General features: G+C 60.7%; 26 protein-coding genes and 1 riboswitch. Of the genes, 16 read left to right on the top strand and 10 right to left on the bottom strand.

What is annotated here, in order from left to right; genetic code table 11:
* The first annotated feature begins 81 nt into the window (after positions 1–81).
* The 5 genes from pdxS (at position 82) to crcB (ending at position 3,085) form a co-directional block, all read left to right on the top strand.
* On the top strand, positions 82–957 hold the full coding sequence (pdxS, locus tag BMY31_RS08455) for a pyridoxal 5'-phosphate synthase lyase subunit PdxS (protein WP_091009833.1): 876 nt from the start codon (positions 82–84) through the stop codon (positions 955–957).
* Positions 957–1,556 carry a pyridoxal 5'-phosphate synthase glutaminase subunit PdxT gene (gene pdxT, locus BMY31_RS08450; protein WP_091009829.1) on the top strand — a complete coding sequence of 200 codons (600 nt, stop codon included), beginning with the start codon at positions 957–959 and terminating at the stop codon, positions 1,554–1,556. The genes pdxS and pdxT overlap by 1 nt, the downstream gene beginning before the upstream one ends.
* 217 nt (positions 1,557–1,773) lie before the next feature.
* Complete coding sequence (locus BMY31_RS08445) at positions 1,774–2,334, top strand: hypothetical protein (RefSeq protein ID WP_257612405.1); 561 nt, start codon at positions 1,774–1,776, stop codon at positions 2,332–2,334.
* A 119-nt stretch (positions 2,335–2,453) separates the two neighbouring features.
* A complete protein-coding gene (locus BMY31_RS08960) occupies positions 2,454–2,579 on the top strand; it encodes a hypothetical protein (RefSeq protein WP_257612404.1) in 126 nt (41 codons plus the stop codon).
* A gap of 5 nt (positions 2,580–2,584) precedes the next feature.
* Positions 2,585–2,658: riboswitch (Fluoride riboswitch) on the top strand.
* Between the two features lie 61 nt (positions 2,659–2,719).
* A complete protein-coding gene (crcB, locus tag BMY31_RS08440; RefSeq protein ID WP_180371393.1) occupies positions 2,720–3,085 on the top strand; it encodes a fluoride efflux transporter CrcB in 366 nt (121 codons plus the stop codon).
* 5 nt (positions 3,086–3,090) lie between these two features.
* On the opposite strand, the gene BMY31_RS08435 is transcribed toward crcB, so the two are convergent.
* Complete coding sequence (locus tag BMY31_RS08435) at positions 3,091–3,315, bottom strand: helix-turn-helix domain-containing protein (protein WP_091009823.1); 225 nt, start codon at positions 3,313–3,315, stop codon at positions 3,091–3,093.
* Positions 3,316–3,528: 213 nt separating this feature from the next.
* Between BMY31_RS08435 and BMY31_RS08430 the strand changes: the two genes are divergently transcribed.
* Positions 3,529–3,714 (top strand): hypothetical protein, encoded by a 186-nt coding sequence (locus BMY31_RS08430; RefSeq protein ID WP_091009819.1) that lies wholly within the window; start codon positions 3,529–3,531, stop codon positions 3,712–3,714.
* Between the two features lie 131 nt (positions 3,715–3,845).
* Positions 3,846–4,817, top strand: a complete 972-nt coding sequence (locus BMY31_RS08425) for a hypothetical protein (RefSeq protein WP_257612403.1) — start codon at positions 3,846–3,848, stop codon at positions 4,815–4,817.
* Between the two features lie 698 nt (positions 4,818–5,515).
* Here the strand turns inward: BMY31_RS08425 and BMY31_RS08415 are convergent.
* Entirely contained in the window at positions 5,516–6,331 is an 816-nt protein-coding gene (locus BMY31_RS08415; RefSeq protein ID WP_091009816.1) for an alpha/beta fold hydrolase, read from the bottom strand.
* 792 nt (positions 6,332–7,123) lie between these two features.
* Positions 7,124–7,999, bottom strand: coding sequence for a LysR family transcriptional regulator (locus tag BMY31_RS08410; RefSeq protein WP_091009813.1), 876 nt, complete (start codon positions 7,997–7,999; stop codon positions 7,124–7,126).
* Positions 8,000–8,109: 110 nt separating this feature from the next.
* Here BMY31_RS08410 and BMY31_RS08405 point away from each other — a divergent pair, with 110 nt between their 5' ends.
* The 8 genes from BMY31_RS08405 (at position 8,110) to BMY31_RS08365 (ending at position 13,250) form a co-directional block, all read left to right on the top strand.
* On the top strand, positions 8,110–8,472 hold the full coding sequence (locus BMY31_RS08405) for a cyclophilin-like fold protein (protein ID WP_180371392.1): 363 nt from the start codon (positions 8,110–8,112) through the stop codon (positions 8,470–8,472).
* Positions 8,473–8,477: 5 nt separating this feature from the next.
* Positions 8,478–9,011 carry a flavodoxin family protein gene (locus BMY31_RS08400; RefSeq protein ID WP_091009806.1) on the top strand — a complete coding sequence of 178 codons (534 nt, stop codon included), beginning with the start codon at positions 8,478–8,480 and terminating at the stop codon, positions 9,009–9,011.
* 16 nt (positions 9,012–9,027) lie between these two features.
* A complete protein-coding gene (locus BMY31_RS08395; RefSeq protein ID WP_091009802.1) occupies positions 9,028–9,567 on the top strand; it encodes a cyclophilin-like fold protein in 540 nt (179 codons plus the stop codon).
* Between the two features lie 15 nt (positions 9,568–9,582).
* A complete protein-coding gene (locus BMY31_RS08390; protein ID WP_234970823.1) occupies positions 9,583–10,560 on the top strand; it encodes an alpha/beta hydrolase in 978 nt (325 codons plus the stop codon).
* Positions 10,561–10,895: 335 nt separating this feature from the next.
* On the top strand, positions 10,896–11,216 hold the full coding sequence (locus BMY31_RS08385) for a helix-turn-helix domain-containing protein (RefSeq protein WP_219334865.1): 321 nt from the start codon (positions 10,896–10,898) through the stop codon (positions 11,214–11,216).
* 764 nt (positions 11,217–11,980) lie between these two features.
* Positions 11,981–12,640 carry a DUF4417 domain-containing protein gene (locus BMY31_RS08375; RefSeq protein WP_091009794.1) on the top strand — a complete coding sequence of 220 codons (660 nt, stop codon included), beginning with the start codon at positions 11,981–11,983 and terminating at the stop codon, positions 12,638–12,640.
* On the top strand, positions 12,640–13,065 hold the full coding sequence (locus tag BMY31_RS08370) for a hypothetical protein (protein ID WP_091009791.1): 426 nt from the start codon (positions 12,640–12,642) through the stop codon (positions 13,063–13,065). Before BMY31_RS08375 ends, BMY31_RS08370 begins: the two co-directional genes overlap by 1 nt.
* On the top strand, positions 13,065–13,250 hold the full coding sequence (locus tag BMY31_RS08365; RefSeq protein ID WP_091009788.1) for a hypothetical protein: 186 nt from the start codon (positions 13,065–13,067) through the stop codon (positions 13,248–13,250). The genes BMY31_RS08370 and BMY31_RS08365 overlap by 1 nt, the downstream gene beginning before the upstream one ends.
* 559 nt (positions 13,251–13,809) lie before the next feature.
* On the opposite strand, the gene BMY31_RS08360 is transcribed toward BMY31_RS08365, so the two are convergent.
* From BMY31_RS08360 to guaA, 4 genes are all read right to left on the bottom strand, one after another.
* Positions 13,810–15,312, bottom strand: a complete 1,503-nt coding sequence (locus tag BMY31_RS08360; RefSeq protein ID WP_143802955.1) for an ApeA N-terminal domain 1-containing protein — start codon at positions 15,310–15,312, stop codon at positions 13,810–13,812.
* A 51-nt stretch (positions 15,313–15,363) separates the two neighbouring features.
* On the bottom strand, positions 15,364–15,990 hold the full coding sequence (locus BMY31_RS08355; protein WP_091009782.1) for an Eco29kI family restriction endonuclease: 627 nt from the start codon (positions 15,988–15,990) through the stop codon (positions 15,364–15,366).
* Positions 15,987–17,183 carry a DNA cytosine methyltransferase gene (locus BMY31_RS08350; RefSeq protein ID WP_091009780.1) on the bottom strand — a complete coding sequence of 399 codons (1,197 nt, stop codon included), beginning with the start codon at positions 17,181–17,183 and terminating at the stop codon, positions 15,987–15,989. Before BMY31_RS08350 ends, BMY31_RS08355 begins: the two co-directional genes overlap by 4 nt.
* Positions 17,184–17,662: 479 nt before the next feature.
* On the bottom strand, positions 17,663–19,252 hold the full coding sequence (guaA, locus tag BMY31_RS08345) for a glutamine-hydrolyzing GMP synthase (RefSeq protein WP_091009777.1): 1,590 nt from the start codon (positions 19,250–19,252) through the stop codon (positions 17,663–17,665).
* Positions 19,253–19,628: 376 nt separating this feature from the next.
* Here guaA and BMY31_RS08340 point away from each other — a divergent pair, with 376 nt between their 5' ends.
* Positions 19,629–21,116: an LCP family protein gene (locus BMY31_RS08340; protein WP_180371391.1), complete on the top strand. Its 1,488-nt coding sequence runs from the start codon at positions 19,629–19,631 to the stop codon at positions 21,114–21,116.
* Between the two features lie 242 nt (positions 21,117–21,358).
* Here the strand turns inward: BMY31_RS08340 and ychF are convergent, their stop codons facing one another.
* The 3 genes from ychF to groL all read right to left on the bottom strand — a co-directional run bounded on the left by ychF (position 21,359) and on the right by groL (position 25,616).
* A complete protein-coding gene (gene ychF / locus BMY31_RS08335) occupies positions 21,359–22,420 on the bottom strand; it encodes a redox-regulated ATPase YchF (RefSeq protein WP_091009774.1) in 1,062 nt (353 codons plus the stop codon).
* 54 nt (positions 22,421–22,474) lie between these two features.
* On the bottom strand, positions 22,475–23,755 hold the full coding sequence (locus BMY31_RS08330) for a 4Fe-4S dicluster domain-containing protein (RefSeq protein ID WP_091009771.1): 1,281 nt from the start codon (positions 23,753–23,755) through the stop codon (positions 22,475–22,477).
* Between the two features lie 223 nt (positions 23,756–23,978).
* Entirely contained in the window at positions 23,979–25,616 is a 1,638-nt protein-coding gene (groL, locus tag BMY31_RS08325; protein WP_078687753.1) for a chaperonin GroEL, read from the bottom strand.
* Positions 25,617–25,673 lie beyond the last annotated feature (57 nt).

Raw genomic sequence — 25,673 nt, 5'->3', positions numbered from 1 at the left:
CGCTTTTGGATATTTCTATATAGTCAGCCTCGTGCGATTATCACTCCCATTACGCACCCAGCACAAGGGAGGTTTTGCTCGATGGCCCAGAATAGAAACGAACTCAACAGGCAGTTGGCCCAGATGCTCAAGGGTGGCGTCATCATGGACGTCACCACACCCGATCAGGCACGAATAGCAGAGGCGGCCGGCGCGTGCGCCGTCATGGCGCTGGAGCGCATCCCCGCCGACATCCGCGCCGCCGGGGGCGTCTCCCGCATGAGCGACCCCAAGATGATCAAGGGGATTCAGCAGGCCGTCAGCATTCCGATCATGGCCAAGGTGCGCATCGGCCACTTCGTGGAGGCGCAGATCCTTCAGGCAATCCAGATTGACTACATCGACGAGTCCGAGGTCCTGACCCCGGCGGACGACACCTACCACATTGACAAGACCGCCTTTGGCGTGCCTTTCGTCTGCGGTGCCCGAGACTTGGGCGAGGCACTCCGGCGCATCGCCGAGGGCGCGACCATGATTCGCACAAAGGGCGAGCCAGGCACCGGCGACGTCGTCCAGGCAGTCCGACACATGCGCCTCATCAACCGCGAGATCGCCCACGTGGCGTCGCTGCGCGACGACGAGCTGTTCGACGAGGCAAAGCGCCTGCAGGTTCCCCTGCAGCTGGTACGCGAGGTGCACGACAGCAAGAGGCTCCCGGTGGTCAACTTTGCGGCAGGCGGCATTGCCACGCCCGCCGACGCCGCCCTCATGATGCAACTTGGCGCCGAAGGCGTATTTGTGGGCAGCGGCATCTTCAAGAGCGGCAACCCGAAGAAGCGCGCCGAGGCCATAGTGAAGGCCGTTGCAAACTATCGTGACGCAGAGCTCATCGCCAAGCTCTCCGAAGACCTGGGCGAGGCCATGGTCGGCATCAACGCCGACGAGATCGAGCTCATCATGGAGGAGCGTGGGAAGTGATGGCCAGGTCCAAGGTGGGAATCCTGGCCGTCCAGGGAGCCTTTGCGGAACACGAGGCAGTCGTCAGGCGCCTGGGCGCGGACTTTAAGGAGCTGCGTCAGGCATCGGACCTGGACGATGGCATCGATCGCCTGATTCTTCCAGGAGGCGAGAGCACGTCGCAGGGACGCATACTCCGCGACCTCGGCATGCTCGATCGCATTCGCCAGCTCATTGAAAGCGGCATGCCAGTGCTTGGCACCTGTGCGGGCCTCATTCTGCTGGCACAGTCGATTGACCAGATAAATGGCGATGGGTCCACGGTCGACGAGCAGCACAACTCCACGTGGCTGAAGACCCTTCCCGTCACGGTGCGCCGCAACGCCTATGGCCGCCAGCTGGGAAGCTTTCACACGGAGGCCGAGTTTGCCGGACTTGGAACGATACCCATGACCTTCATCCGCGCCCCCTTCATCACCCAGGTTGGGGATGGAGTCGAGACGCTGGCAGAGGTTGATGGCGAGGTCGTCGCGGTAAGGTACAAGAATCAGCTGGGCACGTCATTCCATCCAGAGCTGGATGACGACGCTCGAATCCACCAGATGCTTCTGTCCATGTGATCATCCGCCCAAGCACGCCAAGGCGAAGCCTGGTACGACATGAAACTCGCAGCCGTTCCGCATGTCGCGTCAGGCAGACGCTTACGTCTTGCCCATCATTATTAGATGCCCTTTCTGGACGGCATTAAAGGCCGCGACGACCGAGGGACAGCATGGGTTTCTGGGCGGAGTTTCCCCGCCTTCACCCTTAACTGAACTGGCTGATGAACTTCTTACCATGGAGGGAAACGCGCTCGCGCCGATGGGCGCGAATCCGGTCTATGACACGGGCTGTCCCTTCCCCACCTTCGGCATAGTCAAGCCTGCCGTCACCAACACCCGCGTGGATATGAGCCCTTACGGGCAGTCGGTGTTCACTGACGCGGTGGACGCGGTCCAAGCGGTGGACCTCACCTTCGACGCTCTCATCTCCGAGATCGACCTCTCCAAGATGCGTATCTTCCTCTCAGACGTTCTCTTCGACCGATCAAGCGAGGGGAACAAGTCAGTCACCATCCCCTTCGGGAAGCAGGACTGCACCGTGTTCAGAAAGGTCATGAGCACCGAGGACACGATCCAGGAGTTCGCGCCGGCGCTGCGCACATCTGCCCAGAAGGAGGCGTTCCGCGTCTCTCTCCAGATGCTCGGGGACCTCTGCGGCTTCGGCATCGACTACTTCGACCTGGACGACGCGCGTGGGTACGTGAAGACGGCGACGGAAGTGTCCAGCGATAACTCTGCGCTCATGCGGAACATCAGGAGGCATGAGAACAGCCTGGAGGGGCGCTCACGGGGATAGCGCATGCCCTTCTCAGCGTCTCTCGGTCCTTTGGCGCGGGCATATCGGACGAGGGCGTCCTCACCGTCTCGTTCGACGACAGCATCATCACCGACACGGCGGCCGAGAAGGAGCAGGACATGAAGGAGGTCGGCGTTACCATGGCTCGCTGGGAGTATAGGCACAAGTGGTACGGGGAGGACGAGGCCACGGCCAGGCGCATGGCGGCCGAGGTGGGGACGGACGTGTCGGGCTCGGTGGGCTGATATACTCTTGCCAGGGGAATGAGGCTCTCCCTTGGAATCTTCCAAAACCGCGACTCTCGCTGATGGCTTCTGCACACGAACCGTGCGGGAGCCGTCTCTCTCTTGAAAGCATCCCGCACACGACCACAGGAGGCATGGACATGCTCACTGACTGCATCTTCGTCGGCATCGGAGGCTTCGCGGGGTCTGTGCTCCGCTACCTGTGCGGGCAGGCCTTTCCCCAGGGGGACTTCCCGCTCACCACCATGGGGATAAACGTGCTCGGCTCCTTCGTGCTCGGGACGTTGGCAGCGCTCGTCACGCGCGGCATGGTCACGGACGACCACCTGTCCCTGCTGCTGAGGGTGGGGCTCTGCGGGGGCTTCACCACCTTCTCCACGCTCAGCCTTGAGGCGGCGGGGATGATGGGCGAAGGCAGGACGGTCGCTGGGCTCGCCTATGTGGCCGGCAGCTGCGTCCTCGGCGTGGTGGCGGCCATGATCGGCGGCAGCGTAGCCAGCGCGTAGAGGGGCTACTCCTCCGTGGGGTCTATGACGATCCTGTCGGTGTCGCTCTCCAGGACGAGCCTGTAGCCGCATGCCTGGGCGATCTGGGTGAGGGTGTCCACACGGGGGATGTTGCCCCTGCTGATGGCGGCAGAGACGTAGGCCCTGGACTTGCCCAGCTCCTGGCTCACCTGTATGGGGCCCTTGCCGCTCTCGTCGCACATCCTCCTGATTGCCTCCGCTATGACCATGGCCCACCCTCTCTCTAATCCGATCCATGGACAGTATAGCCCATGGTTAAGGAATATGTAAACTCTATGAATATGGTTTTCATATTCCTAAACTATGGGAACAGGTGTACTATATAGGTCCGGAACAGATCTCCCGATTGGAGGTATCGCAATGACCACCGCCACAGCAGCCACCACCTGGACACCACGTACCACCTGGAGGACCACGAGCCGATGACGCTGAGCCAGATGCTGGACGGCGTGGACCCGGAGATGGTCCCGACGGACCAGACCATGCTGGAGGACCTGCTGTGGGCCTTCGGCGCCTGGGAGAGCCTGGCAGAAATGAACGCGGCCATGCAGGCGAGGGTGTACTGCGTGGGCGCGGACGGCAAGGTGGGCTTCACGCTGGTGAAGTAGACGGACACCACAAGGTGGACAGCTAGGGCGGCCGCAAGGCCGCCCTTCTGCCATGCAGCTGCCCTGCATGACTTGCCTGTGGCACCGCTGGTGGTGGTCACGCGGCTGATCGCGGGCGTGCGCCGTGGCCGATGACCGGCGGGACGGTGCCTCTGCCGCCGACGGTGCGCACACGCCACGCAGGCGCACGACTCAGGGCCAACAGCATCGTATTCGCAAAGAACTACGTATCGGTCATCGACGAGGTCTACCAGCGGGCGGGCGTCTCGGGTGTTCTCAACTCCGGTCGCCGCATGGTCAGGGCCGGGCATAACGCCAAGGAGATCCTCATCCCTAAGATCTCCGTGACAGGTCTTGGCAACTACACCCGCAACGTGGGTTACAAGACCGGCTCGATCACCTACGAGTTCGAGACCAAGACCTTCAACTACGACCGAGGCATCCGCCTGTTCGCGGACGTCATGGATGTCGAGGAGGCCGGCGTGAACGACTGCTTCGTGGAGGCCGGCGCCGAGCTCCAGCGCACGCAGGTGGCCCCGGAGGCCGATGCCTTCACCTTCGCGCAGATTGCCGGCCACACGGGCGTGACCGTGACCCCGGAGGACCTCTCCGACGCGGAGGCGACCGACATCCTGCAGGCACTTCGCACGGTGACATCGGCCATGGACGAGAACCAGGTGACGCTGGGGAGCCGTTACCTCTTCATCACGCCTACGCTCAAGGGCGTGCTGGACGACTACTCCTACGCGAACCCTACCATGAGCAACCGCGTGCTTGAGCGCTTCGCCCGCGTGATCGAGGTCCCGCAGGTGCGCTTCTACACGGCGATCGAGCTCAAGAGCGGCGATACCGAGTTCGGCTACGCCAAGGCCTCGGCCGGCAAGGACATCAACTTCATGGTGGTCGAGAAGTCGGCCGTAATCAAGTTCGACAAGCACGTGGCGTCGCGCGTGTTCTCCCCGGACGAGCTCGAGGCGCTGGACAGCTACATGATGAAGTACCGCAAGTACGGCATCATGGAGCTCTCCGACAACAAGCTCGACGGCGTGTACGCGTCTGCGAGCACGTACTTCGCACCCACCTGCGACTTCGGCAGCAAGTAGATCGTGGCATGGTCCATTTCCCAGCGCCAGAACATGACGCAGCGGGAGGAGATGCTCGACATGCCGATCCCGAAGACCCCGGAGGGGCGCACCCAGTCATACAGTTCGACATGGGCTGGCAGTACCAGCACGATGGGTACTGCGGAAGGCTCGAGGAGGCGGGTTAAGCTGAAGGGACTAACCCCGGAAGAGTTCCGGAGCCAGTCCATGGCCGCCTAGGCTCTTATTAATCACACCCAAGTTTTGGGACGCGGTTCACTCTGAGCGACCCTGGGGCGCTACTAATTCCGCTGCAAATAATCCCAAAAGGAGCGTTTTCTGGTAATGAGAAGTGATGCGCCGATTTCTCGAACACACCACTTCTGAGCTGCGGTTTAGTTGTGCTTTGGGGTAAAGGGTGTAAGAGTGGTCCCCCTGGCCTTTTACTCCCACTCGGCAGACGCATTAGAAACGCCCATTTAAATCTCGATCGTATACCTGCAGTTTATGAGCTTAATGACAGCGATTTCACTCGTCTTGGCGGGCTTGCCGGTACGAATCTGGTACGAATCGTGCAGAAATCCTTTATTTGCATTGCTGGCGTTCGGATGATTTTTCGAGAATGGCTCGTTGAAGTCGCGCTTCGTCATGATTCGAATGAGGCAGGACGAGCCTGCGTACGCATAAACACGTCCGTGGGTCGTGATGAAGATCCCCGTCTACAGCCCCAAGCCCGCTATGAAGCTCTCAATCTGTGCGTTCACGAAGACAGGGGCATCGACATTGGAGTTATGACCGGCTCCAGGCACCCATACGAGCGAGAGACCCTCCCCGGCGGCCCACTTCCGGTTGAACGGGCGTACATCTCCTGCACGGTCCTTGTCCCCGCAGAGCAGAAGCGTCGGGCATTCAATATCGTAATCGCGCTCGGCTTCGATGGCATCCGCAAGAGCGCGATAGCCGTGTGCAGCGAGGTCCACGTATTCTTCCTTGGTGTAACCGTCCATGAACGAGAGCATCTTGGCACGGCCCCGTTCGGTCGTGGCGACGCCCCACGCACCCCAGCGCTTGAGCAGAGCCCAGGGAATAGCCTGGTACATGCCTTTGGTGTGGCGCAGGAACTTGACCTCCCATGTCGGATAGTACTTCCTCTTGAGCGGCGCGGAGTCGATTGAGACGAAGCCCGCGGCTTTACCGGGATACAGATCGATGAACGCCTGGGAGATGTAGCCGCCAAGAGACTGGCCCACGAGGACGGGCCGCCCGATGCCCTCGAATTCCTGTATGCCATGAAGGACGCGCGCCAAGTCGTCCATCGTAAAACTGAGCGGATACGGGCGGGAGGCACCGTGCGCCGGAGCGTCCCACACCAGGCAGTTTGCCTTGCCGGCGAAATGCGCCATCTGCGCATCAAAAAGCGCGTGGTCGGCAGTGAGCCCAGGCAAAAAGACAATCCAGGGCCTGCCCGGCCCCGCCGAAACGTCGACCCAATAGACAACTTCTCCGCCGTCGGCGCTAAAGGACTTCCTGTTCAACGGTCAGCTCCTCTTGTAGCGTCTGTCTCGGGTTGAACCCTCGCCGACAAGCGCCCCCGCCTGTTTTCACAAGCGTCTCAAACTCCACGCTGATACTCCACTCATACACATTGATCCGACAGTTTACCTCTGCCGTATGGCAATGCACGAATCCAATAGCTTCATTCGCGAATGAATACATGAAAGGCTTCGCGAAATGGCCTAATGGATCATATCACGCAAACCTATCTTCACCGTGCGCCCAACGTCGTCAATGGTGGCGCTGGAGTGGTACGAATTCCGGTACGAATAATCCCGAAAGGAGTGCTTTCTTTCAGTGCAGAGTGGTGCGCCGATTTCTCGGACTCACCACTTCTGACCTGCTGTTTTAATGTGTTTTGGGGTAGAGTGTGGAAGAGTGTTTCGTGCCGAAAATCACTCCCACTCAATAGTTCCCACTTTTCCGACTCGTGATCTCTCGTCCATATCGTATCAGCCCGTGCTGCCACGTCCGAAGAAATCCCCCGATTTCGCGGTTCCGGGTGGTAGCCAGTGATGGGGAGTAAATGCTTCCGGTATGGGGAGTAAACGCTCTGACCTGCGGAAACTGGTGGTAGCCAGTCCCGAGAAACGGCGAAGTGGCTGCCACCCCCGAAATCGCCCTTTTGGGACCGTATTCGCATGAATATGGGGAGTAAAGGATGGGAGTTAATTTTCATGCCGCTTAACCTGCGGAAACGTCTCCAAAATACACGAAATGGTAGCCAGCTGGCTACCATTTCAAATCTTCGGACAATACCTCATCGGACGCTCTCATAGAGTCGCCCTGAAATCATCCAGGAACATGCTGGCGGCGTTGGAGAGCTTCTGGCCCCTTCTCCAGGCGAAGTCGATGTGCGCAACGATGGGGGGCCACAGCGGTCTGAATACCAATCCGGTGCTTGATCCGGTTGGGATAAGCGCATCGAGCCCGAGCATGTAGCCCGCACCCTCCCGCACGAAGACGCTTGCGTTGTAACCGAGTGTGTAGGTAACTGCAATCCCCGCCCGTGCGAGTGAACCGCCGAACCACGCCGTGAGCTCGTCGGTCTCCAGGGCTTGTTCGGAGGCGATGAGGGGCAGACCCTCGAGGTCTTCAGGGGAAACGACATCTTTGGCGGCCAGCGGGTCGTCTGCCGGGAGGTAGACCCCCCATGCATCGGTGTGCGGCAACCTCAAGTGCTCGTAGCGGTCTATCCCAGGGTAGCTGAAAAGAACCGCGAAATCGTCCAGTCCGCGTTCGAGGCGTTCGATGACGTAGTCGGCGTTGCCGCTATGCAGGCAGAAACGCACCTGGGGGTAGCGCATTCGGAACGCGCGCGCGGCCGAGGCGATGGGCGCGATCCCGCTCGACTCCCCACAGGAGATGCGGATGTCGCCGGCGACCACCTTTCCCCTCTCGCGGTACTCGCCCTCTGTCAGGTCCGCGAGCGAGACGATGTCTGCGGCGCGCGACATGAGGTGGAGCCCTTCCTCCGTGGGCTCAACGCTGCGGCTATGGCGTACGAGTAGCACACAGCCCAGCTCGCGCTCCAAATCGGATATCTGCCGCGAGAGCGTGGGTTGAGTCACGTGCAGGCGTTCTGCTGCGCGGGACATGCTGCCCATCTCGCACACAGCTAGGTAATAGCGCAGGGTCCTCAGCTCCATCGGTCCTCCTAAATATAGGAAATACGCATAACATGATATTAAATCAAAGTAATTGTAATATCACGGTGGACCTCACACAATGGAGGCAGGCAAGAAACAAAGGAGGTCTCATGGCAATCAGGGTCAACCTGCGATTCGGGGATGTGTCCGTCCCCGCCGAGCTCAACGACACCGAAACCGCACTAGCCTTCGCACAGAAGCTGCCCGCCAGCATCCGCGTGAGCGGAACCGGCATCGACTTCTGCGGGAGGATGCCCTTCGAGCTTCCCTACGAGGAGTCACAGGTGGGGCGTGGCTGGAACAACGGCGATGTGAACTACAACCCCGGCGGCGGATGGTTCGCGATTCTCTTCGACGACGAGGAAAACTCTTCGCGCTATGGCGATCAGGTGAACATGGGAAACGTGACCGGTCCGCTGGACGTGCTGCACGGGCTCTCGGGAAGCTACGACCTCATCATCGAGAGGGCGTGAGGGCGATGAGGGTTCTAGTGCTGAACGGATCCGCCCGCAAAAACGGAGGCACCGCTGCCATGGCCGCGGCCTTCGCCCGCGGGGCGCGGCGGGCCGGCAACGAGGTGGACGTGCTCGACATCGCCCACATGGACATACGCGGCTGCCTCGGGTGCGAGTACTGCCACACACGCGGAGGCGGCGTTTGCGTGCAGCGCGACGACATGGACGGAGTGTACCCGCTGTGGGACGCCGCGGATGTCATCGTCGTCGCGAGCCCCATTTACTACGGCTCGTTCTCCGGGCAGATGCACTGCCTGATTCACCGCACCTATGCGGGCGACAAGCCGAAGGGCTGCAAGGCGATGGCGCTTCTGCTCTGCTCGGGGGCGAAGGGCGTCTACGAGGCCGCCGAGCGGATCTACCACGGGTTCATGCAGGGCTACTACGGCGTTCAGGACCTCGGCGTCTTCGAGGCGACCACTGGCGAGGCGCTGTCGGGCGAGATGGCCGCGAGGATCGAGGATCTCGGGCGCTCGCTTTCCGAGCGGGTCGGATAGATTAGGGGGCGCTTTCATGAGAAACACAGCGATTGCAGCCGCCATCGGGTTGACCCTGCTACTCGCGGGATGCGCGGGCGCCGGAAGCTCGCTTGCGGGCTCTTCCGGGTCTCAATCCGCTCCGCAGGAGCCCGCCACCGCGATGTCAGCGCGGCAATCCGATGCTGCAAGCGACATGCAAGAAGACAACGATGAGGAGACCATCGAGATGAAGCTGAATATCGCCGGAACGGACGTGACCGTCGCGTGGGAGGACAACCAGGCCGTGGCGGAACTCAAGGCGCTCGCCGCTGACGGCCCGGTCACAGTCGAGCTGCACAGGTACGGTGGCTTCGAGCAGGTGGGGCCGCTCGGCACGAGCCTCACCTCAAGCGATGTGCAGATAACGACCGAGTCCGGCGACATCGTGCTCTATGCGGGCGACCAGATCTCCATCTTTTATGGACCGAATTCATGGTCCTATACCAGGCTCGGCCACATCACCAACAAGACAGTAGATGAGATGACCGACCTGCTCGCAAACAGCGACGTGGGTATAACGATAACGACCATATAGAGAAAAGGCGCGGCAATGATGAAGACAGAAGAACTCGAGCTCGTACAGAAATGGGACAAGGTTTTCCCGCAAGACGAACGTGTCGACCATTGCAAGGTGACGTTCGCGAACCGCTACGGCATCACGCTGGCAGCGGACCTCTACAAGCCGAAAGGTGCAGAGGGCAAGCTACCCGCAATCGCTGTCAGCGGACCCTTCGGTGCGGTTAAGGAGCAATCGAGCGGGCTGTACGCTCAGGAGATGGCGGCACGGGGCTTTCTGACGATAGCCTTCGACCCATCGTTCACCGGTGAGAGCGGCGGCGAGCCGCGCCGCATGGCATCCCCCGACATCAACACCGAGGATTTCTGCGCGGCGGTGGACTACCTGAGCTGCCGCGGCGACGTCGATCTCGAGCGCATCGGCATCATCGGCATCTGCGGCTGGGGCGGCATGGCAATCAACGCCGCAGCACTCGACCCGCGCATCAAGGCGACTGCCGCCATGACCATGTACGACATGACCCGCGTCACCCGCGAGGGCTACTTCGGCAGCGCTGACAGCAAGGAGGCTCGCGATGAGCAACGCGCCGCCTGGGCCGCACAGCGCACGGCGGAATACGCGTCGGGAAACTACGAGCGCGCAGGTGGCGTGGTCGACCCCCTGCCCGAGGACTCGCCTCAGTTCGTGAAGGACTATCACACCTACTACAAGACTGCGCGTGGCTATCACGAGCGCTCGGGCAACTCGACCGATGGCTGGAACGTGACCGGAACCGTCTCGTTCATGAACCAGCCCATCCTGGCGATGGCGGGAGAGATCGACACCCCGGTTTTGCTCGTCCATGGCGAGAATGCGCACTCGCGCTACTTCAGCGAGGGGGCGTTCGAGCTGCTGCGCGGTGACAACAAGGAGCTCATGATCATCGACGGCGCCAGCCACGTCGACCTCTACGACAACTTCGACGCCATCCCCTTCGGAAAGCTGCAGTCGTTCTTCGACAGGAACCTATAGAACAATCTTGTAAGAGCTTATACGGGCTTAAGAAACCCCTCTGCTCAACGTTGATGGGCAGAGGGGTTTACTGTGTTTAACTGGGGTAATAGGCTCTTATAGCCGCCGAGTGTCATTCCCACTCAATTGGAAAGTGAATTGATGAGGTGCGCCTTCGTATCACGTCATGCCATGGCGCCCACGCCGTTCGCTAGCGTCCCCCTCGTTACGTCTGTTTTGGTACTCATTTGGTACTCACGGACTGGGGTCATTCTATTTCCCTCAAATGGTTTGCAAGTTCGTTAGACACACGCTAGAATTATCGCTATGGCAAGTTCTTGGCGTATTATTGTCTATTGAAGGGAGAGGCCACGAGCATCGAGTTTGGAAGGAGGCTTGCAAACCTGCTGGAGAGGAGTCGGATGACGCAGCGAGACCTAGCGGCAGCGACCGGACTGACGGAAGCAGCGGTGAGCAGATATGTTACCGGAGCAAGGGAGCCACGCGCCATCACCGTTGCAAAGATCGCAAAGGCCCTCGATGTCTCCCCACAGGAGCTATTGGGCACCGTCACAAACGACGAGGTTGACGGAGCCGTTAGGCTCATTGCCCGCAATGCGAGCTTTCTCACAGTGGAGCAGCGGGCTGAGCTGATAGCAGCTTTGGCGAAACGATAGGGGTATACCAATGTGCTGACACGAGAGTGAAAGACAGAGATCGAAACTATACTGATTGATGTGCTCCAGGACTTTGGACTCGCCATCTACCCGATGAGCATAAACCGCATTGCGGACGCTCTCGATATCGAGCTTATCCCCCACTCGAGCCTGACGCCCCGCATTCGCGAGCTTGCTATCTCGGCATCTGAGGATGGGTTCTCCCTCAGCAGCCCCGACTATGCACTCGCACAGATAGTCTTCGACGACCGAGGTTCCTACTACTATCGGGCAGGGTTCTCTGGCGGTCACGAAATCGGTCACATCGTGCTCGAACACCCAGGGAACGGAGGCGGATACGAAGAAAAGGCGGACTATTTTGGAGGTTATCTCCTAGTTCCGCACCCCCTTGTCATCACGATGGGGAACAACGCAACCATCACGCGTGTTGCAGACCTATTCGGGGTCAGCCGTCCCTGCGCTTCATTCGCAATCGACCAAGCCCACGCTCGCCAGCGTGAGGGCGGGCCATGGCGTCCACACGAGCAGTGGCTGCTCGACAACGTAGTTTGGAAGGGAGGTGGTCTCCTTGGACGGACATAAGTAAAGCGGCCGTTCCTGTTGGCGCAGGAACGGCCGCGGCTGGGTCGCCAGGACCCAAAGGCTACCTAGGAGTATAAGGCCGCGATAGTCGGAAGCGCTCCACTTTCTGGCGACCCCAGCCACTCAGCAGAATTCGGCTGCAAGTGGCCATCGCCGCTCGCGCGGCGGGAAGGGGGCCTGCCATGCCTGGCAACCTCGCGAAGTACGACATATTCCACTCGCTCTACTATCATGGCATCAACTATGACGGTGACTTCGAGATGCCCGTCATCCACGGCACAGATGAGCTGCCTGAAAGGCTCGTCCGCTTCTCGGACGCCAAGTCAAAGAGGAGGGATGACCCGGGTGCCTGGGTCGTGCCCTACGAGTTCGACGTCAAGTTGCGCTCGATGTGGAGGAACGCGTACCGCTACATGGAGCGCATGCTGGAGCACCCTGGCATCTTCTCTTGGGACTTCTCGATGTATCGTCTGATGCCCTTCGGCCTGCAGTTCTGGAACTGCTTTTGCAGCAGGCTCATCGGCGCGCTCTACGAGCGAAACGGTGGCAAGTGCATCCCCAACGTCCGCCCAAGTGATTCACGAAGCCTGAGATACGCCCTCGACGGACTGCCCACGGAGGCGACCATCGGCATGGGCACTCACGGGGCGATTGGCACTCCAGAGGACCGAGCGGTCTTCAAGACGTACGTTGACGAGGTAACGAAGAGGCTCAGGCCAAAGAATATCGCCGTTTATGGCGATGCACCCGAAGACATCTTCGCCACCGCTCTCAACGCGGGAGTCAACGTCGTCCCCTATCCAACGAATCTCTCCCAGACTCACTCGAAGAAGGTGGTCTGATGGGCGGCGGCGTGGGAAGAGGCCTCGACTTCGGTAATACCTGGGGATCAGGCCGCCTGCCCATAGACACAGGAGAGCCCGACACTATCCCAGAGGCGGACTGGCACATTGGCAGGAGCCTTGGTGCCGCCGCAATGAACTACGACATCAAGGATCCTAGGACCGGTAAAACATACCGCTTCGTGGAGGGAACCACCATATCCCATGTCGAGGTATTCGCCGGAAAGGGCACGCGTAACAAGCTGAGACCAAAGGTTGCCGCCGGGCTCTCCGAGCGCTATGGAGGCAGGCCGAGGGATTGGAAGCATGTCAAGGGCCTAGGAACAATTGAGGCTGGAGGACGTTTTAGAACGGCAGAGGTACACTGGTTTGAGGAAAGAGGAGCTGGACGAGTCGAATTCAAGGTGAAGAGGTGGCTGGACTAATGATTGTTAAGTATCACGGCGAGTCTTCGCCTGTCGGGCTCATCGATGGCAAGAACTACGAGGTAATATCCATCGAAAAGGACTGGTACCGCATCGTCGATGAGACCGATGAGGACTACCTGTATCCTCCCGAGTGCTTCGAGATAATCGAACCCAACGACGGCACAGTGCCCATCAGCGACTAGACGCAGCTTGCCCGGTCGGCCATTGGCTGAATGGGTAAGCTCTTCCTGCCCATTCAGCCGCTTCTTCGTGAGCACAGTGCGCCTAGCATCCTCACGCTCGGCACACTCGAGCCTGCGCCCCGTGTACGGGTCGTCTATCTAATGTGCTGAGCTATTCCCACTCAATCAGGAAAGCGTGGCTGTGGTGGCTCGCGGTGGTTCGAGACGCGCTCTTGTATTAGTGTTGTCCACCGTAGCTTTGACTATCCCCTCTGCGGACATCAAAGCGACGTCACAGGCGCTTTTTCCACACCCGTGACGTCGCCTCACTCGAAGTCGGGTGACGTCATGACGTCACCTTACTGTATTTGCGCTGGTAAACCGTCTGTTTCAACTCCTTCTACAGGTCCTGAAGTACAAGAATACATCTCGCTCTAATGAGCAGTTCCTTTGCCAATTGACCTTCAGAACGCCGCCTTAGACTGCAATGGGCATCAGGCTCTGCTTGGCAGCTGTCATGCAACAGTGCTGATATGCCATGAAAGGCACTAATGTCACGACCGCACCACGAAGATAAACCCTACTCATTCCTAGGCTTCGAGGAATACATGTCCCTTGCATGACGAATGACGACGGCCCACTTGTTGTTATGCTTCAGCGATTCGATCACTTTGTCGAATTCGAAACCCATCAGCTTTGCGACCACAAGCTTGCAAATGAGCGTGCAGCACCTCATGTGCCAGTAGATGTCAACGTCATTGCGAGGCGATGAGCTCTCTCTGCGAGTCCCTCCAGGATGGATGCTGCTATTGCGTATATCCTTCTGAACCTTGAAGAACTCGCCTGCACCGCCCGGGATGAGCCACTCGAAGACTTCGGAATGCCTCTCGTAAAGCTCGTCGAAAAGCGTCGATTGCCCCTTGCTGTTCCCGTTCAGACGCATCGTTACCCACTCACGGACTTCTTGTTCAGCAATCGAATCCAAGGCAATTTTCCTGTAGCGTTTATAAACCTGTGGATCAAGGGAATGCAGGTCGATGCCGTATTTGGTCAGACCCTCGAGCGCCTGTGAGGCAACAACGAATGCGTTGCTTAGGGGAAGGTCCCATTTCCCGGCATCAAAAGAGGAAACTATGTCACGTGCAGTCTTCAGACCACCCTCTGCGTTAATCCAGCGCTCCAGAATCTCCGGGATACCACTCTCGAAAACCGCATATCTCAAGGGCACCTCACGAGAATCCAGCTTCTTGTCTTCTTGCCGTGCCTGTGGGAATGGATAGTAACAATCGACACGTTCCTCATGCTCCGCAAACCATACGTGCAGGTCAACAACCTCGGCAAGCTGTTCGGTGCAAAAAGAGAAGAAACGCTCGAGCAGACTTGCTGTTGCAATTGCACCATCAAGCGGGACGGGCTCTTTGAACACTATGCTGAGCTTGCAGTCATGCCGTATCGATATCCCTTCAACACTAATCGAACTGCTTGATAGCGTGTGAAAGAGCTCTATCTTCATCCACGCGTCGTCCATCAAGACGCGATTGTCTTTGTCTCGTTCAAGATCGACTTGGACACTTCTTAGCATATGGGTCTCTTTGTCAAATGACACCGATGCAGGAAAAAGCCCAGCCCACTCGTTCAAACCCTTTAGGCCCAATTCCATCTTGCGCACGTACTCCAAAGGGTCGAACCGAACCCTACTGAGCAGGAGGCTGTCTGCATCAACAGATTGGCTAGAACCGCCAGGAATGCTAGCCGTCCCGCCTGCATATCGTGCATTAATTAAAACCGCATAGAACCCCGTGCGGGTAAACCCAAAGACATGGTCAACATAATTGGGAGGCTGCGGAGGGCCACCTATGACCACAACTCCCGGGGTTCCCAGCAACTCACCAAAAGGAATATCGAGTAGTACATGTCCGCCAGAATACTCGACAGACCCTTGAACACAGTCGCCGGGAGCGTCAAGCGCGTCCCACGAGAAGGCCCAAAGCCCTGCGCCAATTCTCGAATCTTCCACCTTGCTGTACCCCTCGACGAGAACGCTAGAAATCTGCTCGGAACCCCTTACGGCCAGAGCCTTCAAGGGTTCGTCCAGCTGGGTAGTGGTGGTGCTAACATGCAAACGCAAGCCCGTTCAGTGTGCAAGCTCTTGCTCTCTCAGCCAAGACAATGCCTCAAGACCAATTTGTTTGGCAGTGAATGCGTTGGTCTGCAGTTTGTTTGCCCATGCTCGTCCCGGGTGGAGCGTATCCCAACGCGATCGCATCTGGTTGTAACGCCCGCTACCCGGGTCATGATTGCCGAACCCGTCGATGAGCGTATTCCATAGTGGCCGATACATCGATATGGCTGACGCCTCGGCCATGGGTACCCACACATACGCAAGCACGAGAGCCCGTATGTGGAAATCACTCAGGCGAAGATTCTCGGCGAGGTCGATGCTTTTGGCGTGGTTCCCCAGGCGCTTGAACAGCGCATCGCCCGAGTAGTCGTCGGGAGCTGAAACCATTTCGCCTTTCCGGGTCGAAGCCTCTGCCTTTCCCACGTAGATTGGCCAGCTTCCGGAACGCTCTCGGTTCGCGAGCGCCATCGGCGCGTAAGCAGGGAAATCCCCCGTATAGTAGAGCGCATAGATGCCCGGCCCCTCGAAGCGTGGGAGACCATCGAGCGGACATGTAGGCACCTGAGACAGCTCACGCGCGATGGAGTTTGACAGGGACTCAAACGATAGCGGATTGAACACTGTAGGCTGCCAGCTCATGCGACATCACCCACAAGGCGCAACTGTGGCACCTGCACACCGCTTGCGTCCGCATCAGCTAGGCTCTGCGCGACAGAAGCTGCCACCTTTCGGGCGAGCTCGACGGGAACGGCGTTGCCAATTTGCCTCATGGTCTCCGTCCAGGATCCCTCGAAGCTGTAGAGGTCGGGGAACCCCTGAATACGAGCAGCCTCGCGCGTCGTGTAGTGGCGCATGGATCCGTCATCCGCAACGAACATGTTTTCTCCGCCAGGAACCCCATGCACCCCGGCCTTGAGCGCTTTGGAGGGCTCGTCAAGAACGGAGCCTGTATGCCCGGGATAGCTTCTCGCGGCGGCACGTCGCTCATGCTGGAGCCAGCCCTCGGTTCCACCGACGAGCGGATTTGGCATGTCAGATATTGCGTCTCGCACGGTGCGCCACGGCTGAAGGTCGTACGTATCCATGGGGAGGACCAGCGCGGACATGCCCTCGGACGGCTTGATGCCATGCCGCCTCCAATAGGCACCGGTCTCCTTGGACGCAATTAGCGACGCCTTGGAATGAGTTGGCTTGGGGAAGGCCCAGTTAGCTCGTACGTCGGCGCGGAACCCGACGATGATGACGCGCGACCTGTGCTGTGGTACGCCGTAGTCGGCGGCGTCGACCACGGTTGGAATCACCTCGTAGCGGAGGTCGGCAGCGATGCCGTCGGTATGTTCCCGGCAGAGCCTATCATAGTGCTCGCGCCACGTCTCGTCCTCACGGGCGGCTACCTCCGGGTGCTGCAGGCGCATAAGGATGTATGAGTAATAATCCGCGAAAGAGGCACGGGTCAAGCCGCGCACGTTCTCGCAGATGAACGCACGTGGCGCAAGCTCGGCGAGGACGTTCGTAAAGGCAGGGAACATGTCCCTGCGGTCAAGTGCGGCACGCGCAAGGCCACCAAGAGAGAACGGTTGGCACGGGGGCCCTCCCGCAAGAAGATCGATGCCATCAAACTCTGATCCCCACGAGACGTCACGGACATCGCCCTCGATAACCTCTGTACCCCTCAGGAGGGGGTTACCTAGCGCAATATTTGTGCGCAGAGTATCACATGCCTGGTGGTTCCATTCAACCGCCCTCTCGTGCGAGAACCCCGCAAGCGAAGTCCCAAGAAGCAGCCCTCCACCGCCAGCGAAAAGCTCTATGGCCCTGTATCTCGTACCCATACCTTCTACCTCCGAATTCCATTCTCGCACAGATTGCAGCGTAACCTGTTCATCGAATCATCTCAGAGGCAGCAGACATGAATTCGACAGGCAACTCTACAGGAGAATGCCAGTCAAATGGCCTTTTACCTTCATCAATTAACGTTGTGGTATCACCAGAAAACCGTGACGTCGTTTTAGCGTCATCAGGGACGGCTTCTACTCGCGCGGCCCCATGCCAAACGTGCCGACGTCCGCCTATAACTGCTGTGTTCTGCCGCGTTCGCCCTGTTCGCACAAAACTGTTTGATCATTTGTTGCGATAGGTAGCCATAGGCAACAATGCACAGATAGAGCGGTGTTTCTCTGCATTCTCCCTCACCTGCTGACGACGCATCACGCGTTAGGCTTGCAGGCACACGAGTCCTCGCAAGGCCACGAAAAGGCGCCCCGGAACCACGTCCGAGGTGCCTAGAGAATCGCACAATTTTGTAGCGGTCCTATTCCCACTCGATGGTCGCGGGCGGCTTGGGGGTCACGTCGTAGACGACGCGGTTGACGCCGGCGACCTCATCGACGATGCGGCTGGAGATCTTGCCGATGACCTCGTAGGGAAGCTTCGCCCAGTCGGCGGTCATGGCATCGGACGACTCGACCGCGCGGACGATCACCGGACGCTGGTAGGTGCGCTCATCTCCCATGACACCGACGGACTTTATATCAGGCAGGACGGCGAAGTACTGCCAGCAGCTGTGCTCGGAGTTGCGGTCGCCCGTCTCCTCGAAGAGACGCTCGTTGTAGGCATCGAGCTCCTCGCGCACGATGGCGTCGGCGTTCTTCAGGATCTCGAGCTTTTCGGGTGTAACGTCGCCGATGATGCGGATGGCCAGGCCGGGGCCGGGGAACGGCTGGCGGTAGACCATCTTGGCGGGCAGGCCCAGGCTGACGCCGAGCTCGCGGACCTCGTCCTTGAAGAAGTGGTCGAGCGGCTCGATGAGGTCGAAGTGGACACCGTCGGGGAACGGAATCAGGTTGTGGTGGCTCTTGATGGTCGAGGCCTTGCCGCCCGTCTTGCGGGCGCCGGACTCGATGATGTCTGGGTAGATGGTGCCCTGCGCGAGCATCTCGACGTCACCGATCTTCTGGGCCTCGTCGAAGAAGACCTTCCAGAACTCGGTGCCAATCAGGCGACGCTTCTTCTCGGGCTCGGTGACGCCAGCAAGCAGCTTGGCGTAGCGCTCCTCGGCGTGGACGTGGACCAGGGGCACGTTGAACTGCTTGCGGAAGACCTCCTCGACCATCTCGGGCTCACCCTTGCGGAGCATGCCGTGGTTGACGAAGACGCAGGTCAGCTGGTCACCAATGGCGCGGTGCACGAGAGCCGCGACGACGGAGGAGTCGACACCGCCAGAGAGGGCTAGGATGACCTTCTTGTCACCAACCTGCTCGCGGATCTGGGCGACCTTGTCGTCGATGATGTTGTCCATGGTCCAGGTCTTGTCCAGGCCGCAGACGTTGAACAGGAAGTTCTTCAGCATCTCGTTGCCGTGGACGGAGTGGCGCACCTCGGGGTGGAACTGCGTCGCATAGAAGTTGCGGCTCGCGTCCTCCATGGAGGCGACAGGGCAGGTCTCGGTGACCGAGGTGACCGAGAAGCCCTCGGGAACCTCGCTGACAGCGTCGCGGTGGCTCATCCAGATGGTCTGGGTCTCGGGCGTGCCGTCGAGGATGCGGCTCTCGCCCCTGCGAGTGAGCTGCGCGGGGCCGTACTCGCCCTTCTTGGTGTGACCGACCTTGCCGCCCAGCTTGACCGCCATGATCTGCTGGCCGTAGCAGAAGCCGAGGATCGGCAGGCCGAGGTCGAAGACCCTCTTGTCCATGTCGGGCGCGTCGTCGGCGTAGACGGATGCGGGGCCGCCGGAGAGAATGATTGCCGAGGGAGCCATGGCGGCAAGCTCGTCCGCCGAGATGTCGCAGGGGACGATCTCGGAATAGACGTTCAGGTCGCGCACGCGGCGGGCGATGAGCTGACCATACTGAGCGCCGAAGTCGAATACGGCGACAAACTGCTTGGGCCTAGAAGTCTGCATGCATTCCTCCACTGATGCCAACGCAACGGGTGTTTGCTGATCATTGAGTCTACCTGCAAATAATGACACGTAATTGACGCCTTGGGGCGGCTCTCGCGAGAAGTACAGACATTCCCCGTCCCCACGGCACCCTCCCCCGCAAAAACGGCCGCCGTGCGCCCCTTTCGCATCCAAATTGCATCCGTTGACATAGGCTCCTCCTATGCCGGCTCCCCTACCACGCCTTTCTGGGCCAAGATTTACTTGATTACCTTGTGCTTTATGTTCTTCGTGCGGTGACTGTACCGAGCGGCTAAACTTAGTTGGTTGTAATAGTTGCTACTACTGCGATTTCCGGCCAGGCGGCAGCGCGCCGCCCGAGCCATGAGGAGCAATTTTGGGAGCACACAGCAAGCACTCGCACATGTCCCACGAGGAGCAGATGGCCCGCTCCAACGCGACATTCGCATCTTCCAGCAGGTTCTCGAGCACCGATGACGCGTCCCAGTACTCTCGAACCAACGGACTCGCGCACTACACCGCCAAGCGCAGGCAGAACCGCCGCAAGCACCGCGTGCTGCGCACCATCGGCATCGCCGCGCTCGCCCTGCTGGTGAGCGGAACCGTGGCCGTCGCGGCGTTCATCGCGAACATCAACGGCAAGATTACCCGGGGCGTCGACAGCGACCTCCTCAACGTCCTGAGCGACACCAACAACTCCGAGCCGTTCTACATGCTCCTGCTGGGCATCGACAAGGACGAGGAGCGCGCCCAGAGCGCCGACTACGGCGAGAGCTACAGCAACTACCGCACCGACACGATCATCCTTGCGAGGGTCGACCCGACCCAAAAGAAGGTCACGCTTGTCTCGATTCCGCGCGACACCATGGTCGACATGGGCGCCAACGGCAAGCAGAAGATCAACTCCGCCTACTCCTACGGCGGCGCGGCGTACGCCACCCAGGTGGTCGAGCAGTTCGCCGGCATCAAGATCTCGCACTACGCCGAGATCGACATGGACGGCTTCGCCAAGGTCGTCGACTCCATCGGCGGCGTCGACGTCGACCTTCCCGTCGCCGTACAGGACCCCAACTACACCGGGCTCGACCTGCCCGCCGGCAAGCAGCACCTCGACGGCACGACCGCGGGCCTGCTGGGCCGTTGCCGCCACGGCTACGACCAGTACGGCGGCGGTGACTTCTACCGTGAGGCCAACCAGCGCATGCTCATCGGATCGGTCGTCGACAAGGTCATGGGCTCCGACCCGCTGACCATCGCCAACTCCATCTCGACCATGGCCGGCTACGTCAAGACCGACATGGACGTGGGCGCCATCGTCAGCCTGGCGACCCAGTTCACCGGCATCGACGTCAGCAACGACATCTACTCCGGCCAGTGCCCCACCATCTCGAAGTACGTCAACAACACGTGGTACGAGATCTGCGACACCGAGAAGTGGAAGGCCATCATGAAGCGCGTCGACAGCGGCCAGCCGCCCTACGACTCCTCCAGCGACGACTTCACCGCGGGCGTTGCCGGCTCCGTCGGCCAGAGCACCGTCGGCTCCAGCGATGGCTCCGGCTCTGGCGACTCCAGCTCGGTGACGCCAGTCCACAACGGCAACGTCTCGGTCCTCAACGCATCCGGCGTCTCGGGCGTCGCCTCCAACGTCGCCAACAAGCTCAACGGCGCCGGCTTCACCGCCGCCGCCGACAACGCCGACAGCAACACGAAGACGACGAAGATCTACTACAACGGCGACAACCTGGCCAGGGCTATGGGCGTCGCAGAGAAGCTCGGCCTGGACGTCGAGCCCGTCAAGAACGACGGAAGCGTGAGCACCATCGTCGACGTCGTTGTCGTCATCGGCTCCGACTACTCCTAGTTCGGCATCTCAGGCTAGGCCCACAGGCGCGCCTCCCCTTGGGAGGCGCGCCTTTTGTGGCGCCAGACCAACCATGGTCTGTGGCCGACGCTTGCCCAGAACGTCTCTCTCCCCAAGACTCATAGGGGGTACGCACGATGGCACAGCCTAGAAAAAGGGGAGTCCCCGTAGGGACTCCCCTGGAAACGATTGGTTGCCCTGCGCCCACCCCCGTCACGGGGCAGGCCGCAGCGTGAGCGAGGCTAGACGTTGAAGCGGAAGACCATGACGTCGCCGTCCTGAACGACGTAGTCCTTGCCCTCCATGCGCAGGCGACCGGCCTCCCTGGCGCCCTGCTCTCCCCCGAGCGTCACGTAGTCGTCGTAGCCGATGGTCTCGGCCTTGATGAAGCCACGCTCGAAGTCGGAGTGGATGACGCCTGCCGCCTCGGGGGCCTTGGCCCCAATGCGAACGGTCCAGGCACGGACCTCCTTGGGACCGGCCGTGAAGAAGGACTGCAGGCCCAGCAGACGGTAGGCGGCCTGTGCAAGCGTCTCGAGACCCGAGTGCTCGAGGCCCAGGGACTCCAGGTACTCAGCGGCCTCCTCGGCGTCGAGCTCGCTCAGCTCGGCCTCGACCTCTGCGCAGATGGGAATCGCCTTCTGGCCGTCGATGACCGGCTCGTCGTGCAGCTGGTCCTCGTCGCAGTTGGCCACGTAGAGAATCGGCTTCATCGTCAGCAGGAACAGGTCGTGTGCGGCCGCACGCTCGTCGTCGGTCATGTCGAGGGTCGCCGCGCGGTTGCCCTCGTTCAGCCAGTCCTGAAGGCGCTTGGCAATGTCCAGGCGCGGCTTCTGGTCCTTGTCGCGCTTGGCCTCCTTCTCGAGCTTGGGGATGGAGCGCTCGAGCGAGCCAAGGTCAGCCAGGATCAGCTCGGTCTGGATGGTGTCGGCGTCAGCCGTGGGGTCGACGCGGCCGTCGACGTGGATGACGTCCGGGTCCTTGAAGAAGCGCACGACCTCGCAGATGGCATCGCAGTTGCGGATGTTGGCGAGGAACTGATTACCGAGCCCTTCTCCGGCATTTGCGCCCTTGACCAGGCCTGCGATGTCCACGAACTCGACGGTGGCGGGAACGAGCTTCTCGGGGTTGACCATCTTGGCGAGCTCGTCGATGCGCTCGTCGGGAACGTTGACGATGCCCACGTTGGGGTCGATCGTGGCGAAGGGGTAGTTGGCGGCGAGGCCACCCTTCTTGGTGAGTGCGGTAAAGAGCGTGGACTTGCCCACGTTGGGGAGACCCACGATACCAATCGAAAGTGCCACTTCTTCATCTCCTGCTTGGTCATGCCGTCCGAGGGCGGCTATCGATACGGCTCGCTATTCGTCCGCAAGGCGCTCGAGGCCGTCAAGCACCTTGTTCAGCTGCTTCTTGCCCCGCTCCTTGGCCTCGGCGATCTTGGCGCGCTGCCTGGCGGCCGCGCGCTTCTTGCGCTCGGCCTCCTCGTCCACGACGACGAGGGCCGCGGGGTCGCAGGACACCATCGTAAGCGCCCCCTCCTCGCATGCGACGGCACAGGCGCCACAGTTGACACAATAAGCGGGTTCGACCGAGAAGCGCCCCTGCGCGTCGAGGTCGCAGGCGTGCTGCGGGCAGGCCTTGAGGCAGTCGCCGCACATGGTGCACAGCGACGCGTCGCAGGCGGGGACCTTCAGGTCGAGGCGCCTTGCCAGGCGCGGGTGCGCCTGGAGTGCGGTGAGGGTTGCCTTGCGGTTCTGGGTGAGGATGCGGCGCCTGTTTGCCTGGGTCTTCTCGCCCACCGTACGCTCGAGCGAGCGCTGCATCTCGTAGATCTGGTTAGAGTGCCGCTTGATCTTGTTGGCGACCGCCGCGGCGCCCGCGAGCGCGGGATTGGACGCAGCCACCAGGGACTTGCCGGCATTGGCCATGCTTCCCATGAACTGGCTGCGCTTGTAGGCGCGCGTCTGCTCGTGGTTGAGGGCGGCCTCGTCCACCTCGAGCCCCACGGAGCGGCCGCTCCACTCCTCGGCCTGGCCGATCTGGTTGACGTAGCACTCCTCGCCGGTGGTGGTGCGGCACTTGTCGCAGATGCCGACGGGCAGGTACACGCTCAGGTTGTCGTACTCGGTCAGCAGGGAGAACCACAGCTCGGCCGACATGGCGCCGACGCACGGCAGGACGATCTCGTTGTCCTTGGGCAGCCGGTGAAGGCATCCCATGGCTCGGGTGCAGGTGACGTAGCACTGCTCATAGGCGCTGGCCACGCGTGCGACCTTGTCGTAGAGCGCCTTGGCCATGATCTTCTGGACCAGGAACACCTCGGTCGGGCAGACCGAGGTGCACAGCCCGCACTTGCGGCAGGAGTCATCGACCTTGACCGACGAACCCTCGATCGCGATGGCGCTCACCGGACACACGTCCAGACAGCGCGAGCAGGCGGCCTCGTCCCGAGCGGCGACCCGGACGCAGAAGAGCGAGTTCGCGCGGGGACGGCCCTTGTACTCGGAGGGGTCGAAGACCTTGACGTCCTCGGGGTTGGCCGCCAGCGTGCCGGCAATGTTGCCCAACGGATTGGAGACGGCCCTCCAGTCGCTCTGGATGTCGATCAGGTCATCAATCATGTCGCGATGCTCGGCCATGCATCTCCCCCTCACTCTTCACAAGTGTTGATTGTACCAGCACGAACGGCAACCGGGGTGCTCCTTCGCGCGCATCGCAGATTGAGCGCAGCAAGAAATCCCACGCCAGATGCGCCCACGCATAAGAAGACCCCGGCCACGGGGAGAAGGACTTGACCTTCTCGCCCAGCACGGCCGGGGTCCGAATGCCTTATGGCTTGCCTACGCTCGGGGCGTGGTGGCCTTAGTACATGCCACCCTGGCCGCCCTGGGCAGCGGCGGCGGAGATGGCCTCCTCGATGCTGGTGTTCTTGGGCTCGTCAGAGACGGTTGCCTCGGTGATGAGGATGAGGGAGGCAACGGAGGCTGCGTTCTGGAGCGTGGTGCGGGTGACCTTGACGGGGTCGAGGACGCCCATCTCGATCATGTTGCCCCACTCGCCGTTGGCGGAGTTGAGGCCCTCGCCCTCGGGCAGACCCTTGATCTTCTCGGCGACGACGGAGCCCTCGAAGCCAGCGTTCTGGGCGATGGTCTTGACGGGGGCAGAGAGTGCCTTGCGGATGATCTCGACGCCGATCAGCTCGTCGTTGTCAGAGGTCTCGACGGCGTCGAGGCTCTTGGCGGCCTGCAGGAACGCGACGCCGCCGCCCGCGACGATGCCCTCCTCGACGGCAGCACGCGTAGCCTGGAGCGCGTCCTCGATGCGGTGCTTGACCTCCTTGAGCTCGACCTCGGTCGCGGCGCCGACCTTGATGACGGCAACGCCGCCGGCCAGCTTGGCCTTGCGCTCCTGGAGCTTCTCGCGGTCGAAGTCGGAGTCGGTGTGCTCGATCTCGGAGTTGATCTGGTTGATGCGGTCCTCGATGGCCTCCTTGGCACCGGCGCCGTCGACGATCGTGGTGTTGTCCTTGGTGATCTTGACCGACTTGGCACGGCCGAGCATCTCGGCGGTGATGTCGGTGAGCTCGACGCCGAGCTCCTTCATCGCAGGCTGGCCACCGGTGAGGATGGCGATGTCCTCGAGCATGCGCTTGCGGCGGTCGCCATAGCCGGGAGCCTTGACGGCGGCGATGTTCAGGGTGCCGCGGAGCTTGTTGAGGATCAGGGTCGCGAGGGCCTCGCCGTCGACGTCCTCGGCGATGATGAGCAGCGGGGAGCCGGACTTCTGGATGGCCTCGAGAACCGGAAGGATGTCCTGGATGTTAGAGATCTTCTGATCGGTCATCAGGATGTAGGGGTTCTGGAGCTCGGCGGTCATCGTGTCGTTGTTGGTGGCGAAGTACGGGGAGATGTAGCCCTTGTCGAACTGCATGCCCTCGACGGTGTCGATGTCGATGCCGAAGGTCTGGGAGTCCTCGACCGTGATGACGCCGTCCTTGCCGACGACCTCCATGGCCTCGGCGATCTTCTTGCCGATCGCGGGGTCGCCAGCAGAGATGGTGCCGACGGAAGCGATCTGCTCAGAGGTCGAGACGTCACGGGCGGCGGACTTCATCTGCTCGACGGCGGCGCTGACGGCCTTGTCGACGCCACGACGGATGGCGATGGGGTTGGCGCCAGCGGCGACGTTGCGCAGGCCCTCGTTGACGATGACCTGGGCAAGCAGGGTCGCGGTGGTGGTGCCGTCACCGACGGTGTCGTTGGTCTTGGTAGCAACCTCCTTGACCAGCTGGGCGCCCATGTTCTCGACGGGGTCCTTGAGCTCGATCTCCTTGGCGACAGAGACGCCGTCGTTGGTGATCGTGGGAGCGCCGAAGGAGCGCTCGAGGGCAACGTAGCGACCCTTGGGGCCCATCGTGGTAGTAACGGCGTCAGCAAGCGTGTTCACGCCCTTGGCGAGCTTAGCGCGGGCGTCGGTGCCGAAAGCAATGTCCTTTGCCATGTTCTTGTTCCTCCAAATGAAAGTATCAGTGGGCGGGGCCAAGCCCCGGAAGCGTCA

The organism is Parafannyhessea umbonata (genome assembly GCF_900111255.1).
Classification (GTDB): domain Bacteria; phylum Actinomycetota; class Coriobacteriia; order Coriobacteriales; family Atopobiaceae; genus Olsenella_J; species Olsenella_J umbonata_A.
Note: the sequence above shows the minus strand (reverse complement) of the source record. Positions and strands in the feature narration are given on the sequence as shown.

Bases quoted from the DNA above. Each gene is read 5' to 3' on its own strand.
- pdxS (WP_091009833.1), top strand. From the start codon at position 82: ATGGCCCAGAATAGAAACGAACTCAACAGGCAGTTGGCCCAGATGCTC.
- pdxT (WP_091009829.1), top strand. From the start codon at position 957: ATGGCCAGGTCCAAGGTGGGAATCCTGGCCGTCCAGGGAGCCTTTGCG.
- BMY31_RS08445 (WP_257612405.1), top strand. From the start codon at position 1,774: ATGGAGGGAAACGCGCTCGCGCCGATGGGCGCGAATCCGGTCTATGAC.
- BMY31_RS08960 (WP_257612404.1), top strand. From the start codon at position 2,454: ATGAAGGAGGTCGGCGTTACCATGGCTCGCTGGGAGTATAGGCACAAG.
- crcB (WP_180371393.1), top strand. From the start codon at position 2,720: ATGCTCACTGACTGCATCTTCGTCGGCATCGGAGGCTTCGCGGGGTCT.
- BMY31_RS08435 (WP_091009823.1), bottom strand. From the start codon at position 3,315: ATGGTCATAGCGGAGGCAATCAGGAGGATGTGCGACGAGAGCGGCAAG.
- BMY31_RS08430 (WP_091009819.1), top strand. From the start codon at position 3,529: ATGACGCTGAGCCAGATGCTGGACGGCGTGGACCCGGAGATGGTCCCG.
- BMY31_RS08425 (WP_257612403.1), top strand. From the start codon at position 3,846: ATGACCGGCGGGACGGTGCCTCTGCCGCCGACGGTGCGCACACGCCAC.
- BMY31_RS08410 (WP_091009813.1), bottom strand. From the start codon at position 7,999: ATGGAGCTGAGGACCCTGCGCTATTACCTAGCTGTGTGCGAGATGGGC.
- BMY31_RS08405 (WP_180371392.1), top strand. From the start codon at position 8,110: ATGGCAATCAGGGTCAACCTGCGATTCGGGGATGTGTCCGTCCCCGCC.
- BMY31_RS08400 (WP_091009806.1), top strand. From the start codon at position 8,478: ATGAGGGTTCTAGTGCTGAACGGATCCGCCCGCAAAAACGGAGGCACC.
- BMY31_RS08395 (WP_091009802.1), top strand. From the start codon at position 9,028: ATGAGAAACACAGCGATTGCAGCCGCCATCGGGTTGACCCTGCTACTC.
- BMY31_RS08390 (WP_234970823.1), top strand. From the start codon at position 9,583: ATGATGAAGACAGAAGAACTCGAGCTCGTACAGAAATGGGACAAGGTT.
- BMY31_RS08375 (WP_091009794.1), top strand. From the start codon at position 11,981: ATGCCTGGCAACCTCGCGAAGTACGACATATTCCACTCGCTCTACTAT.
- BMY31_RS08370 (WP_091009791.1), top strand. From the start codon at position 12,640: ATGGGCGGCGGCGTGGGAAGAGGCCTCGACTTCGGTAATACCTGGGGA.
- BMY31_RS08365 (WP_091009788.1), top strand. From the start codon at position 13,065: ATGATTGTTAAGTATCACGGCGAGTCTTCGCCTGTCGGGCTCATCGAT.
- BMY31_RS08355 (WP_091009782.1), bottom strand. From the start codon at position 15,990: ATGAGCTGGCAGCCTACAGTGTTCAATCCGCTATCGTTTGAGTCCCTG.
- BMY31_RS08350 (WP_091009780.1), bottom strand. From the start codon at position 17,183: ATGGGTACGAGATACAGGGCCATAGAGCTTTTCGCTGGCGGTGGAGGG.
- guaA (WP_091009777.1), bottom strand. From the start codon at position 19,252: ATGCAGACTTCTAGGCCCAAGCAGTTTGTCGCCGTATTCGACTTCGGC.
- BMY31_RS08330 (WP_091009771.1), bottom strand. From the start codon at position 23,755: ATGGCCGAGCATCGCGACATGATTGATGACCTGATCGACATCCAGAGC.
- groL (WP_078687753.1), bottom strand. From the start codon at position 25,616: ATGGCAAAGGACATTGCTTTCGGCACCGACGCCCGCGCTAAGCTCGCC.